19 protein-coding genes are annotated in these 16356 nt (G+C 33.8%); 14 read left to right on the plus strand and 5 right to left on the minus strand.

The window, feature by feature from the left end; genetic code table 11:
* Nucleotides 1-48: 48 nt before the first annotated feature.
* The 9 genes from AC6EI0_RS04330 (at nt 49) to AC6EI0_RS04370 (ending at nt 8208) form a co-directional block, all read left to right on the plus strand.
* A complete protein-coding gene (locus AC6EI0_RS04330; RefSeq protein ID WP_498523216.1) occupies nt 49-1122 on the plus strand; it encodes a serine hydrolase in 1074 nt (357 codons plus the stop codon).
* A gap of 110 nt (nt 1123-1232) precedes the next feature.
* Nucleotides 1233-2321 (plus strand): magnesium chelatase ATPase subunit I, encoded by a 1089-nt coding sequence (gene bchI / locus AC6EI0_RS04335; protein WP_498523217.1) that lies wholly within the window; start codon nt 1233-1235, stop codon nt 2319-2321.
* Nucleotides 2322-2786: a crossover junction endodeoxyribonuclease RuvC gene (gene ruvC / locus AC6EI0_RS04340; protein WP_498523218.1), complete on the plus strand. Its 465-nt coding sequence runs from the start codon at nt 2322-2324 to the stop codon at nt 2784-2786.
* Between the two features lie 28 nt (nt 2787-2814).
* The gene (locus AC6EI0_RS04345) at nt 2815-3411 is read left to right on the plus strand and encodes a 5-formyltetrahydrofolate cyclo-ligase (RefSeq protein ID WP_498523219.1); all 597 of its coding nucleotides are present in this window, start codon (nt 2815-2817) and stop codon (nt 3409-3411) included.
* Nucleotides 3412-3452: 41 nt separating this feature from the next.
* Nucleotides 3453-3905 (plus strand): SufE family protein, encoded by a 453-nt coding sequence (locus tag AC6EI0_RS04350; RefSeq protein ID WP_498523220.1) that lies wholly within the window; start codon nt 3453-3455, stop codon nt 3903-3905.
* A 34-nt stretch (nt 3906-3939) separates the two neighbouring features.
* Nucleotides 3940-5256, plus strand: a complete 1317-nt coding sequence (locus AC6EI0_RS04355) for a homoserine dehydrogenase (protein ID WP_498523221.1) — start codon at nt 3940-3942, stop codon at nt 5254-5256.
* A gap of 92 nt (nt 5257-5348) precedes the next feature.
* On the plus strand, nt 5349-5567 hold the full coding sequence (locus AC6EI0_RS04360; protein ID WP_498523222.1) for a DUF8657 domain-containing function: 219 nt from the start codon (nt 5349-5351) through the stop codon (nt 5565-5567).
* 38 nt (nt 5568-5605) lie between these two features.
* Nucleotides 5606-7183 carry an ABC transporter substrate-binding protein gene (locus AC6EI0_RS04365; RefSeq protein ID WP_498523223.1) on the plus strand — a complete coding sequence of 526 codons (1578 nt, stop codon included), beginning with the start codon at nt 5606-5608 and terminating at the stop codon, nt 7181-7183.
* 2 nt (nt 7184-7185) lie between these two features.
* Complete coding sequence (locus AC6EI0_RS04370) at nt 7186-8208, plus strand: ABC transporter permease (protein ID WP_498523224.1); 1023 nt, start codon at nt 7186-7188, stop codon at nt 8206-8208.
* Here AC6EI0_RS04370 and AC6EI0_RS04375 read toward each other — a convergent pair.
* Nucleotides 8202-9800 carry an alpha/beta hydrolase gene (locus AC6EI0_RS04375; RefSeq protein ID WP_498523225.1) on the minus strand — a complete coding sequence of 533 codons (1599 nt, stop codon included), beginning with the start codon at nt 9798-9800 and terminating at the stop codon, nt 8202-8204. The two genes, AC6EI0_RS04370 and AC6EI0_RS04375, sit on opposite strands and share 7 nt — an antisense overlap.
* Between AC6EI0_RS04375 and AC6EI0_RS04380 the strand changes: the two genes are divergently transcribed.
* The gene (locus AC6EI0_RS04380; RefSeq protein WP_498523226.1) at nt 9785-11023 is read left to right on the plus strand and encodes an MFS transporter; all 1239 of its coding nucleotides are present in this window, start codon (nt 9785-9787) and stop codon (nt 11021-11023) included. The two genes, AC6EI0_RS04375 and AC6EI0_RS04380, sit on opposite strands and share 16 nt — an antisense overlap.
* A 24-nt stretch (nt 11024-11047) precedes the next feature.
* Here AC6EI0_RS04380 and AC6EI0_RS04385 read toward each other — a convergent pair whose 3' ends face one another.
* Nucleotides 11048-11398, minus strand: a complete 351-nt coding sequence (locus AC6EI0_RS04385; RefSeq protein WP_498523227.1) for a DUF2834 domain-containing protein — start codon at nt 11396-11398, stop codon at nt 11048-11050.
* Between the two features lie 130 nt (nt 11399-11528).
* On the opposite strand from AC6EI0_RS04385, the gene AC6EI0_RS04390 reads away from it, so the two are divergent.
* Both AC6EI0_RS04390 and AC6EI0_RS04395 read left to right on the plus strand, forming a co-directional pair.
* Complete coding sequence (locus tag AC6EI0_RS04390) at nt 11529-12374, plus strand: PfkB family carbohydrate kinase (protein WP_498523228.1); 846 nt, start codon at nt 11529-11531, stop codon at nt 12372-12374.
* Nucleotides 12375-12771: 397 nt separating this feature from the next.
* A complete protein-coding gene (locus tag AC6EI0_RS04395) occupies nt 12772-13041 on the plus strand; it encodes a hypothetical protein (RefSeq protein WP_498523229.1) in 270 nt (89 codons plus the stop codon).
* Between the two features lie 247 nt (nt 13042-13288).
* On the opposite strand, the gene AC6EI0_RS04400 is transcribed toward AC6EI0_RS04395, so the two are convergent.
* Together AC6EI0_RS04400 and AC6EI0_RS04405 are read right to left on the minus strand one after the other, a co-directional pair.
* Nucleotides 13289-13528, minus strand: coding sequence for a hypothetical protein (locus AC6EI0_RS04400; RefSeq protein ID WP_498523230.1), 240 nt, complete (start codon nt 13526-13528; stop codon nt 13289-13291).
* Between the two features lie 98 nt (nt 13529-13626).
* Complete coding sequence (locus tag AC6EI0_RS04405) at nt 13627-14193, minus strand: pentapeptide repeat-containing protein (RefSeq protein WP_498523231.1); 567 nt, start codon at nt 14191-14193, stop codon at nt 13627-13629.
* 494 nt (nt 14194-14687) lie between these two features.
* On the opposite strand from AC6EI0_RS04405, the gene AC6EI0_RS04410 reads away from it, so the two are divergent.
* Nucleotides 14688-15029, plus strand: coding sequence for a phenylpyruvate tautomerase MIF-related protein (locus tag AC6EI0_RS04410; RefSeq protein ID WP_498523232.1), 342 nt, complete (start codon nt 14688-14690; stop codon nt 15027-15029).
* A 67-nt stretch (nt 15030-15096) separates the two neighbouring features.
* Here AC6EI0_RS04410 and AC6EI0_RS04415 read toward each other — a convergent pair whose 3' ends face one another.
* Nucleotides 15097-15429, minus strand: coding sequence for a DCC1-like thiol-disulfide oxidoreductase family protein (locus AC6EI0_RS04415; RefSeq protein WP_498523233.1), 333 nt, complete (start codon nt 15427-15429; stop codon nt 15097-15099).
* A gap of 373 nt (nt 15430-15802) precedes the next feature.
* Here AC6EI0_RS04415 and AC6EI0_RS04420 point away from each other — a divergent pair, with 373 nt between their 5' ends.
* Nucleotides 15803-16291: a hypothetical protein gene (locus tag AC6EI0_RS04420; RefSeq protein ID WP_498523234.1), complete on the plus strand. Its 489-nt coding sequence runs from the start codon at nt 15803-15805 to the stop codon at nt 16289-16291.
* The last annotated feature ends 65 nt before the right edge of the window (nt 16292-16356 follow it).

Consider the following 16356-nt stretch of genomic DNA (forward strand, 5'->3'; position numbering starts at 1 on the left):
ATAACAAGCTACAATAAATAGGAAAGATTTATATACATTTACTTCAAAGTGAAAAGTTATCTCAAATTAATAATAAACATATTCTTAACGAGTATAGGAATATCAGTTTTGCTTGGGACCTTACTAAGCATTTTTGGTCCTATTAATCAAAGCCATAAAATAAACAAAAAAATCAATATAGGAACAAAATCATCAAGGTCTTTGGGCAAAGAATTGCTAACCAGAAGATCCAACTTGTCATTATTTTACAATAATAAATTAGAAGGATTTGAAAGGCAAAAAGAATTAATCAATAAATGGGAAACCCTTATAGTTAAAAATCCAGATTTAAATGTTAGTGCTTTTTTCTTATCATTACACAATAAAATCTATGCTGAAATAGAGTCTGAAACCAGTTTGTCTGCAGCTAGTAGCATTAAAGTTCCTATATTAATTATTTTACTTAGGATGCTAGAGAAAGAAGAAATATTTTGGAATGAAAAATTGATACTGACAGAAGATACAATTGGTGGTGGTTCAGGATGGATGGCATATCAAAAAATTGGAGAAGGATTCCCTGTTTTTGAAGTAGCTTCGGAAATGATCAGAGTTAGTGATAATACAGCTACTAACTTACTAGTAAAACGAATAGGAGGAATAAACATAGTTAATGAAAAATTCAAAGAAATTGGGTTGAAAAATACACAGCTAAATAACTATCTTCCTGACCTAGATGGAACAAATCTTACATCTACAAAGGATCTATCATTAGCAATGGCTCTTGTAGACAATGGTTATCTACTTAATGTTAGTTCTAGAGATATTTTTAGAGAAATAATGCAAAAATCAAAAACAAATACACTAATACCATCTGGCATTTTAAGAGGTCTGGGGAAAGAGTCTCAAGAAACTGACTATCATCTTTCATTGAAAGGTTATTTAGTTCACAACAAAACTGGTGATATTGGAATCGCTTATTCAGATACCGCTCTAATTCAAACTCCTTATAACTCAAGAGCATTCGCAAGTTTTATAGTTAAAGGCCCCTTTAACGATCCGAGGTCTGCAGAGTTGATAAGAAATCTATCCGCAGAATTAGTACCATTTTTAGTGCCAGATCAAAAATCAAGTAATCAAAATTAAATTTTTTACCGGCTTAAATAAACTTTTGCTATTTATTATCGTTTTTTTTTGAACTTAATCAATCTAAAGTGGCCTGCTTATGAAACAATCTTGTTAATAGTACTAAGAAAGTGAGTTCAACTAGAAAACGCAGAGTTTTTCCGTTCACCTCAGTGATTGGACAGGAAGAAATGAAGCTAGCGCTTCTTTTAAATGTTATTGACCCGAGGATTGGCGGAGTGATGATAATGGGTGATAGAGGCACTGGAAAATCAACTACAATAAGAGCCCTTGCGGATCTTTTACCTGCTATTGAAGTCGTTGAAGGAGACCCCTACAACAGTTCTCTTGATGATCCAGACCTTCAAAGCAATGATGTCAGAGAGAAAATAGACGGTGGGGGGGACATTCAAAAAGTGGAGAAACAAGTACCGATGATTGATCTTCCATTAGGTGCTACTGAAGACAGGCTTTGTGGAACTATTGATATTGAAAAGGCTCTTAGTGAGGGAGTTAGAGCCTTTGAGCCAGGACTTCTAGCGAAAGCGAATAGAGGGTTGTTGTATGTTGACGAGGTCAACTTATTAGACGATCACCTTGTTGACGTACTTCTTGACTCTGCCGCCTCAGGCTGGAATACAGTTGAACGAGAAGGTATATCGGTTCGACATCCGGCAAGGTTTGTACTTATTGGTTCAGGCAACCCTGAGGAAGGAGAATTAAGGCCGCAATTACTTGATAGATTTGGAATGAGCGTAGAAGTAAGAACTGTAAGGGAAGCACAACTTCGCGTTCAAGTTGTTGACCAACGCACAGCCTTTGACAATAATCCTGATGCTTTTAGCGATTCGGTTCAGGCAAAACAAGACATTCTTCAGAAAAAAGTGGTTGATGCTCAAAACTTACTTAAAGAGGTTTCTATCGATGAAGATCTCAGGCTAAGGATTTCTGCAGTTTGTGGTGAACTTGATGTTGATGGTCTTAGAGGAGATATTGTTACCAATAGAGCAGCTAGAGCTCTCGCAGCCTTTGAAGGAAGAAAAGAGGTAACCGAAGAAGATATTGCTCGTGTTGTCTCAACGGCTTTAAGGCACAGACTTCGAAAAGACCCTCTAGAAACAGTCGATTCAGGAGATAGAGTTATAAAGGCTTTTTGCAAAGTATTTGAGAGAAATGAAAGTGATGATGTTTCTGAATTTGAATTAGCTACAAAAAATTAAGTGCGAATAATTGGAATAGATCCAGGACTAGCAAGGGTAGGTTATGGAATTATTGATGAAATAGAAGGAAAGAAAATAATGATTGATTGCGGGATCATAGAAACAAAATCAACACAAAAAGAAGAAAATAGACTCTTAGAAATTTCAAATGATTTAAGCTCAATAATAAGAAAATGGAATCCAAGTTGTGCAGCAGTAGAAAAATTTTTTTTCTATCGCTCAAGCACGACAATTAGCGTTGTCCAGGCTCGCGGAGTCATAATGATGACTTTAGGAAAACACAATCTTCCAATTCAAGAATTCCCACCAATGCAAATCAAACTTGCAGTTACTGGCTATGGTCATTCAGATAAAGATGAGGTTTTGAGCTCTGTGATGGACGAGCTTAATATCACTTCACCGCCAAAGCCTGATGATGCTGCAGATGCACTAGCAATTGCTCTTACTGGAATCTATCTTAAATAATTCGAATCAAATTTAACTAGAATAGTTCATGAAAAATAAGCATAAAGATATTAAATTAATTAAAGAGATTAAAAGAAAAGAATATAATTTAATACGCAAATCGAACTCATCCTTACTACATGATAGAATAAAAATTAATGTAGGATTAGCATTAAAAATACTTTTACCTAAATATCATGTTAAAGGGAAATATATAGGTATTTATTGGCCATTAAAAGGAGAAGTAGATATACGATTTATCAAAGACAATAGCGATGAAAAATTTGCTTTACCATCAAGTGGTAAAACTAAAACAATTAGTTATCATCATTGGTCAAATAATCAATTAGTACTGGATTCAAACAAAATTCCAGCACCAAAGCAAGAAAATGCTATCAACCCTATTGATATTTCTATTCTGCTTGTTCCTGCAATAGCTATAGATCAAGATGGCTACAGATTGGGTTATGGAGGAGGGTACTTTGATCGTCTTCGACAAAAAGATTTGTGGTTTTCAATACCATCATTTGTAGTGATCAGTAATAATTGCATATCTAAAAAACCACTTCCTAGAGATAAATGGGACCTGCCATTTAGTGGTTGGATTAGCGAAAAAGGTCTACATCAAATTAAAGCAACTAAATAATTAGTTAGGGTTTAAGATAAATCAATTCTTGATCTATAGAGGTGACTGAAATCAAAGAAAAATCTTATGGAAGTGACTCATTGGATAATCTCATAGAGCGTCTACAATCAACCTCAGATCCCAAAAGGCGCTATGAATATATCTTATGGCTAGCTAAAAGCTTGCCATTACTAAATGAGGATCTTCGTATTGATACTACTAAAGTAAAAGGATGCATTTCAGAAGTATATGTTCTTGGAATTCTTATGAATGGAAAAATTCAATGGAAAGGCTATTCAGATGCACTCATAACAAAAGGATTGCTAGCTTTTCTAATAAAAGCTTTGAATGAACTTACCCCTTTTGAAGTACTCTCGATAGATGAAAAATTCATTGAGATGACAGGATTAAGCAAAAGCTTGACTCCATCAAGAGCAAATGGTTTTCTCAACATATTCCTGAAAATGAGATCTCAAGCTAAAAACCTCTCATTACCAAGCTCAAATAACAAATAAATAGTATTTGAACAAAATTATCGCCTTATAAAACATGAAAAAAATTGGTATCGGTTTACTCGGCCTAGGCACTGTTGGGCAGGGTGTCGCAAATATCATTAACAACCCAAATAATAGACACCCATTGGTTGGTGAACTTGAACTTGTTGGAATTGCTATAAGAGATCTCCAAAAGAAAAGACAAATCAACATACCAGATTCAATCCTTACGACAAATCCAATAGAAATAGTAAACAATCCCCAAATTCAAATAGTTGTTGAAGTTATGGGTGGTATCGAGCCTGCAAAATCACTAATCATCCAAGCCATAAGAGCAGGCAAGTCTGTTGTCACGGCAAATAAAGCAGTAATTGCAAGGCATGGTGAAGAAATTTCAAATGAAGCGAAAGCCTCCGGGGTTTATGTCCTCATCGAAGCGGCTGTAGGAGGAGGAATCCCAATAATCGAGCCTCTAAAGCAATCTTTAGGGGGGAATCAAATAACAAAAGTAAGCGGAATAATAAATGGAACAACTAATTACATACTTTCCAGAATGGATAAAGAAGGAGTTAATTATGCTGATGTTTTAAAAGACGCCCAAGTGCTTGGATATGCAGAAAGTGACCCTGCAGCTGATGTAGAGGGATCAGACGCAGCCGACAAAATTGCAATCCTTAGTGGACTTGCATTTGGGGGAGCAATTAACAGATCTAGCATTCCAACAACTGGAATAAACCGCCTAGAAGCGGTAGATGTTAATTACGCCAGAAAATTAGGATATGGAATTAAACTTTTGGCTATTTCTGAAAAGGATAACTCTCCATCCCAGATCAACGGGAGTCAACCCCTATCAATATGGGTTGAGCCCACATTGGTACCAGAAGACAATCCATTAGCAGGGGTAAATGGAGTGAATAATGCAATTCTTGTTGAAGGAAATCCTATAGGGCAAGTAATGTTTTTCGGACCAGGTGCAGGATCAGGTCCAACCGCCTCAGCTGTCGTTGCAGATATCCTTAATATTGCAGGTATTCAGTCTATGAGTGATAACAATATATTTCGTTTAGACCCACTTCTTTCTGCAAAGAGTTGGAGAACTTGTCACGTAGCAGAAAAGAAACAAATCACGAAAAAAAATTACATACGGCTAATTGCCAAAGATAGTCCTGGAGTTATTGGAGAAATAGGTACTATTTTTGGACAAAAGAAAATATCTATTGAGTCAATTGTCCAGTTTGATGTAACCGAGGAAGAAGCAGAGATAGTAGTTATTACTCACAAGATTAAACAAGGTCAACTTGAAGAGGCTCTTTTAGATATAAAAAATTTATCACAAGTTAAAAGAATTGCTGCAACAATGGGTTGCCTTTAGCTAACGAAAACTAGTCAAATCAAAATTAAGTTGCTAATTATATAAATAGAACAAAAGAAATTTTCGTTTAAGTTTCTTTTCGAAACTAAACCATGACATCATCCAAAAACGTAATTGAAAAAACCAGAAAAGAAGTAGAAAAGAATATTAATCAAGGAGATTGTGTTTACCTAAAGAATCAAGAAAAACTTTTTCAAGTATTAGGAATAGATAATGCTTATAAAAAATGCTGGGTTCGGGAATGGCCGCTTAATTCTAATGGATCTCCTGTCTTTGAGATATCAATCAAACAAGTATCTCCAAATCATTAAGAAGTGATCTTAAAAATCTTTTTAGAAAATTACACTAAATGTTCAAAAAAAATTATATTAATAATATTTTATACCTATCAAGCATTCTCTTAATCCTTCTACAGTTTTCATGCGTTCAAAGTAATAGAAGAGAAAATATTATTGTAGCAAGTGCAGGTAAAATAGAATCTCTTGATCCTGCTCAGGCAAATACTCTTAGAACAATACAAATATTAAGTGCTCTAGGTGATACTTTGTACAAAATAAATAAGGAAGGGAATCTTTACCCAAGTTTGGCTAATGATTTACCAAAAGTGAGCAAGGATGGAATGCGAATAGATGTACCTCTCAGGGAAAATGTTACTTTTCACGATGGAACTATTTTCAATGCAAAAGCGATGAAGTTTAGTCTTGATCGCTTCATGAAGATAGGTACTTTAAATTATCTATTAAATGACAAGGTAGAGGCTATTCAAGTCAAAGATGAATTTCTCCTAAGAATAAAGTTAAAGAAGCCCTCGAGTTCTTTAAAAAGCCTATTAACATCAGTAAATTTAACACCTATATCTCCAAGTTCATATTCGAAATACAAAAATAAGTTTAACAATAAAACTTTTATAGGGACTGGTCCTTACTTATTAGAAGATTTCAGCTCAAATCAACAAATAATCAAACCATACAAAAACTATTGGGGTCAAAAGCCATTAAACAAAGGTATTGATTTTATTAATTATAGTAGTTCTAGTACTCTTTTTGGAGCTATTAAAGCGAAAGAAGTTGATGTACTTATCTCAAATTCAATAGATGATATGCAACGTTTAGCATTAAATAATATGGTCAAGAATGAAAAGCTTAACTCAGGTCAAGGTGAACCGCTTGAGATAGGGTTTATAACTTTGAGAAGCAACAAATTTCCTTTAAAAAATAAAACAATTAGGGAGGCAATTTCTTATACGCTTGATAGAGAACTAATTAGTCAGCAAGTAAGTTTTGGGCTTAGAAAACCACTCAGATCAATAGTGCCTCCTCAATTATATAAAAAAGAACTTTCTCCATGGCCTAAATATGATCCTGATTTTGCAAGATTCTTACTAAAGAAAGAAGGTTATTGTGAAACGGATATTCTTACTATTCCACTAACATTTAGATCGAATGTACCTACTGATAAATTACTTGCCCTTACATGGAAAGATCAAATCAAAAGGGATTTATCTGATTGTATCAAAATAACTTTAAATGGAATTGAATCAACCACCGTTTACAAACAACTTTCTGAAGGAGCTTTTGAAGCAGTGATACTAGATTGGACTGGAGCATATCCAGACCCGGAAGCATATTTAAATCCTTTATTAAGTTGTAATGAAATAGAAAATAATATTTGCCTTAAGGGTGAAGCTGTTTTCAGTGGTAGTTTCTGGGGCAATAATGAAGTGAAAGAATTACTGCAAAAAAGTGAAGAACTAGAGGGGGAATTAAGATTAAAGAATTTAATAAAAGTGGAACAACTTGCAGCAAAAGGAGGTGCCTACATCCCCGTTTGGCTAGTTAATCCTAAAGCTTGGACTTTAAAAGATATAAGTCAACCAGAATTCTCAAGGGATGGTTTGATTATTCTAAAAAACTTAAAAAGAGATTAGTTTTGACACTTAAAAAGGAACTTTTCAAATATATCCTCTCGAGATTAGCTCTATTGCCAATTATGCTTTGGATCATTTCAAGCTTAGTTTTTATATTACTTAGAATCGCACCAGGCGACCCCGTAGATGCAATTCTAGGTACTCGTGCTAATGAATTTGCACGAGAAAGTCTTCGAATCAAACTTGGATTAGATAAACCTTTAATTAATCAATACCTTGAATATATAAATCACTTACTGCATGGAAATTTAGGAATCTCTTTAAACACACAAGAACCTGTAAAAGTAATTATTTCTAGAGCTCTTCCAGCAAGTATGGAATTAGCTATATTTGCATTATTAATAGCATCATTAGTTGGATATTTAATTGGTTTTTTAGGTGCAGTCAAACCAGAAGGGAAAATAGATTTTTTTGGAAGGCTCTTTGGTATTGGAACCTACGCTCTACCCCCTTTTTGGGCAGCGATGCTAATTCAAATAATTTTTGCCGTATTGCTTGGTTGGCTACCCATTGGTGGAAGATTACCCCCTGGGCTGAGTTCGCCTCCTCCCCTTACTGGTTTTTTACTTTTAGATAGTCTTTTAAATAAAAACATTGAAGTATTTTTTAGTTCTTTTAAACATTTATTATTACCTTCTCTCACTCTAGGGATATTATTAAGCGGAATATTTAGTCGTTCATTAAGATTGAACTTGGAGGAGATTTTAAAAAAAGATTATATCGAGGCTGCAAGAAGTCGTGGCATAAGTGATATGAGAGTGCTTTTTAAACATGCTTTACCAAATACACTGCTTCCAATATTGACAATTACTGGATTAACAGTTTCTTCTTTAATTGGTGGTGCCCTTTTAATTGAAATCACATTTTCCTGGCCTGGTATTGCTCTTGGACTCCAAGAGGCAATTAACCAGAGAGACTATGCAGTCGTACAAGGAATAGTTGTTGTAATATCAAGTCTTGTTGTATTTATTAGTATTGTAATAGATATTGTTATTGCATTTATTGACCCAAGAGTAAGCTATTGAATATCGATAAGCTTTTCAATTGTATTTCTGTCCAAAATATGAAATGTTAGCTCATCTTTAGTTAGATTTGTATTAGAAGGAATTGATTCTTTCTCTTCTAATTTTTCTAGGAAGTTTATTATCTCAAAAGATAATAAACTCTGCACAGAAAGTGGGTGATAACCAACAATTGATTCTCCTAGATTAAATAAATCCTTACCTTCGGACTGATACATCTGCCCCTCCACTCTAATAGGTGAAAAATGACTAGCCCCTTCTATTAAAAGGACTCTGCTAAATGGGCTAGAACTCACAGAAAGCAATAATCCAAGTTGTTCACTAATAGATGGTGTGACCAAATCAAAAGTTCCTCCAGTCAGAAAAAGAGGAACATTTATCTGTTTAGCTAAATTCTTTTGCCACAAGAAACTCCCAAAACTATTCATACCAATGATTGATGAAAGATTTTCCATACTTTTTCTTTCTGGCAAACTGATATCAACTAGCTGACATTGCAATAGTGAAGATAAATTAGTTAGAGAAAGATTATCAAGAACCTTCTGACATCTATTCTCAAGACGATCATCTATTTCAACTCCTGAAGCCAACATAGCAGTGAGAGCACCTAATGAATGACCCATCAAAACAACGTTCTCAATTAAAATATCAATCTTGCCTAATTCTTTTGCCTTAAGAACACTATCTAAATCATTCAATCGATCAGGGATAACTTCAGCGCCAGGGAGGGGAAGTCTTCCTTTGACCAAGGCTTCTAATGCTAACGAGTCACTTCCTGGATGATCAAGAACTACAACAGGCCAACCATTATGACTAAGACTTCTTGCCAGCCAATTAAAATGATTACGATCACCTCCCAATCCTGGCATTAACAAAACCCAGTTTTTTCTTGTTTCCTCTCTAAAGGATGGGTTCCAAACCTCTAAATTTAAAGGCTCATCTCGATGAGGCACAATTAAGGAAACCAATTTATATTCAGTTTCTTTAATCTCGAAAGGTAATACAACATTGCGTTCCTCCCTTTTAGAAGATATTTCATTAATTGCTCCCAAATCTGAAATGAGTTTTTGCTGTTTATTTAATTCACTTCTCCAATTTTTAGCAACTTCAATCCACCCATCTAAATCTATATGAATTGCTTTAACAGAAAGTGCATTTAGAAGATCAAAAGTTGTCACCTCATCCTTTTTCGCTAGAAGGTTTTCCAAAGTATCTAGAACACTCTCACCAGAGCTATCCTCATCCATAAGTATTAGATCACTTACTTCATCAAGTAATTTGCGGCCAGACCAACTTAGTAAAATTTGTCTTGCCATACTTTTATCTCTTACCAAGGGTGTATTTAAAAACTTTGCCAACCCTTTCCTTTCTTCAAAGCCAAGTAAATTGAGCCAGCTTGCCAATTCTGAATTTGTTTCTTCTAAACCATTACTCCAATCAATCAATTCTTTAATAGAAATTGGAATAGACATTCCATCAAAGTGGATTTCAAATCTCTCCGCTGCATGAAGTTTTGGATAAATACAATAAGGAGCTAGTAAGCTTCCAACTGTTCCAAGAACAACTAATTTTTTAATGAATGAATTTGTTCTCAACTTCTAGTGTTAGCAATTATTGGGAAAGATTCCCAGTATCCCTAAGATTAATCATAAAAGCTCGGTTTTGGACAGCGATAGGAGCAGGCGGAGTATTGTATTTAAGTCCAATAATTTTTAATACTTTAGGCTTTACAGCCGGACAAATCGGGAGTGGTATCACTATTGCTGCATTTGCGGGAATAACGACAAGATTAGGGACAGGGTATTTACTTGACAAAAAATTAAGCTATGCAAAAGCAATTAAAGCTGCATGCTTAGTAGCAATATTTTCTGACTTTATTCTTTTTTATTCGCAGAACTATACAGCTTATCTTTGTGGTCAGTTTTTTTTAGGGGCAGCGGCTGGAATTTATTGGCCTTCAGCAGAATTAGGAGTCCCTTTGAATTGCAATAATGACATCAAGTCAAGCGAAGGGTATTCACTTGCAAGAAGTGCTGATGCAATTGGTGTAACTGTTGGGGTTTTTTTAGGCACCCTTGGAACATACTTTGAATTGGCAAGAATGATATATTTTATAGACATTGCTTGCATGTTATATATATTTAACATGCTAATTAATAAGTTAGAATCACAAAATAAACATAATCAATTCCAATCCAAAGATGATTTAAAAGCCAAATACAAAGGGAAAGATAAAATATCAAATACAAAATGGTTAAGAAGGTTAGTTCCTTTATTATTAATAACTTTATTTGTAACAGGAGTAATGAGTTTATTGCAAAGTATTCTACCACTAGATTTAGCAAATGGAGGAATCATAAGAGCACCATTAGCGGAGGAAAGAGTTGCCACATTAGTAACAATTAAACTTGTTTTAGTTGCTATTTTTCAATGGCCAGTTGGTTATATTTTAAGAGATAAAACATCATCTTTTAAATTTAGAATATGCTTAATATCACTGCTTATAGGTTCTATTTTCTTATCGCTATCGAATTTCTTATTTCATGGATATTTATTAATACTTATAGCTTTCGTACCTCTAACAATTTCCCTATGTATATTCCTACCAACTGCTTCAGATGCAATAATAAAAACTTCTCCAATTAAATATCAAGGTTCAGCTATAGCTTTATATTCTCAGTGTTTTGGCTTTAGTTCTCTAACCGTACCATGGATGGCTGGCAAATTAATCGATAACTACGGAACAGCATTTCAATTGTGGTTAATTATTAGTCTTATTTGTATATTATTACTACCTATTTCTAAGAATATTAAATAAAAATATCTAGACCTTTAAATTAATTTAATTCCTATTCATTTCTTCTATTCTTAATTCCCTTAGATATAAAAAGAGAGGGGCAGAGAAGGCAAATGCGATTGTAAATGTAGTTAATATTACAATCCATAAGTTTTTCATCTCTAGTCTCTTTGATTCGGAGATTATCCAAATAAAGATAGCAGTTGATCCAATTAACAGATCTCTAGACAAGGACTGAGAGGCTGGATTATTATTAGCCAACTCTATAAATAATTGAATATCAAAAGAAGGGCCAAAACTTTTTGCGAATTCAATATTTGCAAGTGTAGGTAAAACAGCTCCTAATATAGCTAATAACAAATAAACCCATTTCAACCATTTAATCTGACTAATCATAAGGTTTTTTTATTTGACACAAAATAACATACCAGAAACATTAGAAACCTTTTCTATTTTATAAAAAAAATATAATAGTTTTATCTATGAACTAAAATAACTATATTAGAGACAACTTTTATAGTTAAGAATGGAAATTAATAATGCGCCCAAAGAAATATTTAACCTGCCTAAACTTAAATTAGCGGTTATTGGCCATGTTGAATGGATAACATTCTTAAAAGTCGATCAGCTTCCATTAGCAGGAGAAATTTCACATGCGAACGAATGCTTTGAGGAAGCAGCAGGAGGTGCGGCAGTTGCAGCTGTCCAGATGGCAAGATTAATAAATGAGCCTGTTGATTTAATCACATCACTAGGGAAAGACAGTTATGGTGAAAGATGCCATGAAAGACTTACCAAACTCGGTTTAAATTTAAAAGTAGCTTGGCGTAAAAAACCAACTAGAAAAGGTATTAGCCTTATCACCAAAGATGGAGAAAGGGCTATTACAGTTATTGGAGAGAGATTACAACCAATCGCTTCTGACAATCTCCCATGGAGTGACATGAAAAATTACGATGGTATTTTTGTAACCGCTACTGACAAGGAGGGACTAAGGATGGCCAGAGAAGCCAAATTCCTCTCTGCGACTCCGCGAGTAGGTGAAAACGCCTTAAGGAAATCAAAAGTAAGAATTAACGCATTAATTGGCAGTGCTCTTGATCCTGGCGAAAAAATAAATCATCAAGAACTTTTACCTCAAACAGATTTATACATAGCAACAAAAGGGAAATCAGGTGGAACCATTTTCCCTAACAATCAACATTACAAATCAATTACACCTAGCTCAAAAGAGATAGATACCTACGGATGCGGAGATTGCTTTGCAGGGGGAGTTACTACTGCACTTTCTGCAAAACTAAATTTAAATCAGGCAATTAATATTGGAGCCTATTGTGGAGCCGAATGCTCAACGCATTACGGACCTTACTAAAATGAAAAATCAAGACACCAAAAACACAAACTCAAAAAAAAATAATTCGATTACTCATAATTTTATAATCCTAATATTTTCAGTTATATCTCTTTTTTTTGAATCAATAATAATAATTTTCAGTTTATCCAAAAAAGGAATTTTAAAAAGAGAAATACTTTCAAAAAAAACTAATCTTGGCTTCGATTTAATTATTAAGAGAAAATAAAGAGGGCAAGTCAAGACAAATCAATATTATAGTTTTCAATCAACTGGCTTTATTCCAAGAAATTGCTTTAATAGGATTAGATTATATTTGCACATAGTGAAATTAATTCTGATATTTTCAATAATATTCTTTATATATATATTCTTAATTTCAAGTAAGAGAAAAAAGTTTTCTAACCGAAAGACCTTAATGGAAAGATTCAAGAAAAGATTCAAGAATATAAATATTCGTCGAAAAAGGATATCGGAGGAATTTACAAATTCTCTTTTACTTGACCCTTCTAAGAATATCCCTATAGGAACATGGTATTCAGAGGAAGAGCTAAGAGAAAAAGCAGATATTCATAGATCAAGACTAAGTAAATTTGGAAAATCAAAAATTAATGGTGAAATGCTATTTGTTGGACCTAAAGGAGGTATTTACAAAGTAAGTGCTGATGGAAAGAAAAAATATGTGTAAATCTTAAAAGACAAAAAATAATCATTATAAAAAAATCTAATTATTGCTAAAATATTCATAATTTATAAGTAAATTCAAATTGAACTTATACTTAACAGTATCATTTGGGGAGTTAGAACTATCTAACCTAACTTTTTGGAGCCTTGTTGGTATTACTTTATTATTTGTCATCTCTTTTATTTTATCAACAATTCCTCTTACTAAAAACATACAAGATGCAAAAAATATATCATCTAAAAAGTAAATTTTAAGCCACCTTTTTATATTCTGAAAAATCTCTATTTGCCCAATGCATTTTTTGTATAGATAGATCATAGATTGAAATCTTTTTAATTTCTTGTTTCATAGATATCAAATTCTTATCATCCTGAAATTGATTTGAAGTTTTATTAGAGGAGATACTTGAAAACTTCGAACGATATTTACGAGCAAAATTTTGAATTGAGAACCCTTTTGGATTAGATCGATGAGGCCAGAAATTCTTCACGATAAAATTAGACTCTTTTATCAAGAAACCCAAAAAAAATAAAATTGCAACTAATTCTTTTTTTTTATAACAAATCTTTTATAGTTTAAACTTAGATTTTAAGCAGATGGCATAGCAGGTTTATATGAATCTTTATCTCCTACACATTCAAGACTGTCCCTAGTGGATACCCCAGTAGTTGGATTTACACCATCAGCTATTTTACAAAGGTTTCTTTGATCCTCGCTATCAAGAATTGCGAAAGTGAAATCTGCTCCTTCAATTTGTGCACCAGCAAAGCTACTGCCAGAAGCAATCATATTTATCAAAATTGCATTTCTAAGATCTGTTTTCTGAAAATTAACCCTGTCGGAAAGAGTATCAGTAAGGTCAATGCCGTTAAGGTTTGAACCTTTAAGATCAGACAAAGTTAATGTTGTTCCATGAAGATCAACATCACTGAAATCAGCATCTCTTGCCATAGCTCCAGCTATTGAAGAGAGATGCAAGTCTTCTCCGTGAAAATCAAAACCAGTTATATCAGATCTAACATAGCTTGGAACTTCATCTCCTTCGCCCTTAACCGCAACATTAGCCCCGGCAAAAACTGGATTCACAGCAAAGAATATGATTAAAAAACTGAGTAGATATTTGGTTATTTTTGTAAAAAAGAGATCAAAACTCATGAGTAAAAAATGATGATCAGCCTGAATAATGCAATTATCTCCCTTATCAAAGAAATTTATGCACATTGATAAGACAAATTAATGTAATAGGAGATATTAAATCTATCAAATTATAAAAGAGGGCTTCCAGAAATGAATTCATGCATTTCGGGGTTCATCCAATAAAACCCTACGAATAACATTACAAGCAAATTAAAAAGTATCAGAGCACCACCGAGCAAAAAATTCTGGTCATTCGAGGAGATATTTTTGGTAGTTTCTTGCACTATTGCCTGAAAATTCTGAATCATTTTTCCTTAAAAGACCAAACCAAGTTACTAGAAAAACAAAATTATTGAGGCTCAAACAGGAGAATTAACAAGATCTTTCTAATTTTTTAAGATTTCAAAAATCTTTTTACTCAGAATTTTAATGAAGAATTTAAGGGTTTTTCTGAGTTAAAAAAAATCAATCTCCGGTTTCAGTATTAATATCTTTCAAAGACTTCTTAACGCATGCCATTCATTCAAGTCAACACCTCCTCCAAAAGTGTTTTAGAAGATGTTGCTTTGCTCCAAAATGATATTTCAAAAATGGTTGCTGAACTTACTGGAAAACCTGAAAATTACGTAATGACAATGATTCAAAGAGATATCAAGATGACGTTTGCTGGATCCGATGAACCCTGCTGTTTTATTAAAGTTAAATCAATTGGCTCTCTAAGTCCCTCCTCAATGAGCAAGTCTTTGTGCGAGTTAATTACATCTAAAACAAATATAAGCACTAGCAGAATTTACATTGAATTTACAGACGTAAAAGCCTCAAATTGGGGATTTAATGGTACAACTTTTGGATAATAAGTCTATTATCTTAAGTTCATAATATGTATCTATGTAGTATCAAGAAAATTAGTTCTATAAATAATCAATACATATCACAACCTCTTTCTTCACAAAGCTTTTCGATAGAAGGTCTGAAAGTGATTTTCAATCTGTGTTTAGCCCATAATCCGTAAATAAACTCAAAAAATTTGTCAAAAAAAGGGATTTTTGTTGGGGCATAAATCCAACCCAATCCAATCAAATCATAAGCCTCTTGGAAAACCTTTATATTTTTAATAATTGAACCATCACTTTTAAAGGCATGGATTCTCTCCATAGCTTGTTTGTAAGTAATTCTATTATTAAAACGAGACGAAAAATCCGAACTATTAATATCAATAAATTCTAAAAATCCTTTTTTATTTCTTGATTGCATGAAATCTACCTCTCTTTTACATAAGGGGCACCCACCATCAAAAAAAATAGTAAGTTTGACTGTATTCATAAAATTTAATTACTCACAAGTGATTGAATTTAAGCAAGAAAAGAGTATCTTCGTTGTTCAATGTAAATAAACACTTGATAGCATACGAAGAAAGAGGGATCTTAATGATATCTAACTGATAAAAAAAATGCTTACCCTATTTATTTTCATATTAATCTCAGTATTAATAGTTTCAGCCTTACTTTTTTTCAATAAAGGACAGAAATCTCAAGAGATTAAAAGCATTCTTAAAGACATATATGAAAATTTCAAAGAACTCTTTTCAAATTTGAAAAAGCTTTTTTTGATAATTAAAGAGCTAATTATGGAAAGATTAGATCAAGAACCAACTCAACTGAAAGAAGAAGTAAACAAGTCCCAAACCGAGCTGAACGCAGACCCAGAGGTGAGCACTAAGCCAGAGGTGAGCACTAAGCCAGAGGTGAGCACTAAGCCAGAGGTGAGCACTAAGCCAGAGGTGAGCACTGAGCCAGAGGTGAGCACTGAGCCAGAGGTGAGCACTGAGCCAGAGGTGAGCACTGAGCCAGAGGTGAGCACTAAGCCAGAGGTGAGCACTGAGCCAGAGGTGAGCACTGAGCCAGAGGTGAGCACTGAGCCAGAGGTGAGCACTGAGCCAGAGGTGAGCACTGAGCCAGAGGTGAGCACTGAGCCAGAGGTGAGCACTGAGCCAGAGGTGAGCACTGAGCCAGAGGTGACCGCTGAACAGGAAATCAACCCAACTAGCGAATCAAAAATCTCCTCTGAAGATTCTATTAATGACGACGAAGGTGATAAAAAAGCGAGCGATTTTTAATTATTATTCTTCCCAATAAAAAGCCTCATCAGCTTTGATGAGGCTTTTTATTATAAATGTGAGTT

It is taken from the genome of Prochlorococcus sp. G5PB11, assembly GCF_059772425.1.

Excerpts from the sequence above, each read along its gene's own strand:
- AC6EI0_RS04345 (WP_498523219.1), top strand. The coding sequence starts at position 2,815 with ATGAAAAATAAGCATAAAGATATTAAATTAATTAAAGAGATTAAAAGA.
- AC6EI0_RS04355 (WP_498523221.1), top strand. The coding sequence starts at position 3,940 with ATGAAAAAAATTGGTATCGGTTTACTCGGCCTAGGCACTGTTGGGCAG.
- AC6EI0_RS04360 (WP_498523222.1), top strand. The coding sequence starts at position 5,349 with ATGACATCATCCAAAAACGTAATTGAAAAAACCAGAAAAGAAGTAGAA.
- AC6EI0_RS04365 (WP_498523223.1), top strand. The coding sequence starts at position 5,606 with ATGTTCAAAAAAAATTATATTAATAATATTTTATACCTATCAAGCATT.
- AC6EI0_RS04380 (WP_498523226.1), top strand. The coding sequence starts at position 9,785 with ATGAATTTGTTCTCAACTTCTAGTGTTAGCAATTATTGGGAAAGATTC.
- AC6EI0_RS04385 (WP_498523227.1), bottom strand. The coding sequence starts at position 11,398 with ATGATTAGTCAGATTAAATGGTTGAAATGGGTTTATTTGTTATTAGCT.
- AC6EI0_RS04390 (WP_498523228.1), top strand. The coding sequence starts at position 11,529 with ATGGAAATTAATAATGCGCCCAAAGAAATATTTAACCTGCCTAAACTT.
- AC6EI0_RS04395 (WP_498523229.1), top strand. The coding sequence starts at position 12,772 with ATGGAAAGATTCAAGAAAAGATTCAAGAATATAAATATTCGTCGAAAA.
- AC6EI0_RS04405 (WP_498523231.1), bottom strand. The coding sequence starts at position 14,193 with ATGAGTTTTGATCTCTTTTTTACAAAAATAACCAAATATCTACTCAGT.
- AC6EI0_RS04410 (WP_498523232.1), top strand. The coding sequence starts at position 14,688 with ATGCCATTCATTCAAGTCAACACCTCCTCCAAAAGTGTTTTAGAAGAT.
- AC6EI0_RS04415 (WP_498523233.1), bottom strand. The coding sequence starts at position 15,429 with ATGCAATCAAGAAATAAAAAAGGATTTTTAGAATTTATTGATATTAAT.
- AC6EI0_RS04420 (WP_498523234.1), top strand. The coding sequence starts at position 15,803 with ATGGAAAGATTAGATCAAGAACCAACTCAACTGAAAGAAGAAGTAAAC.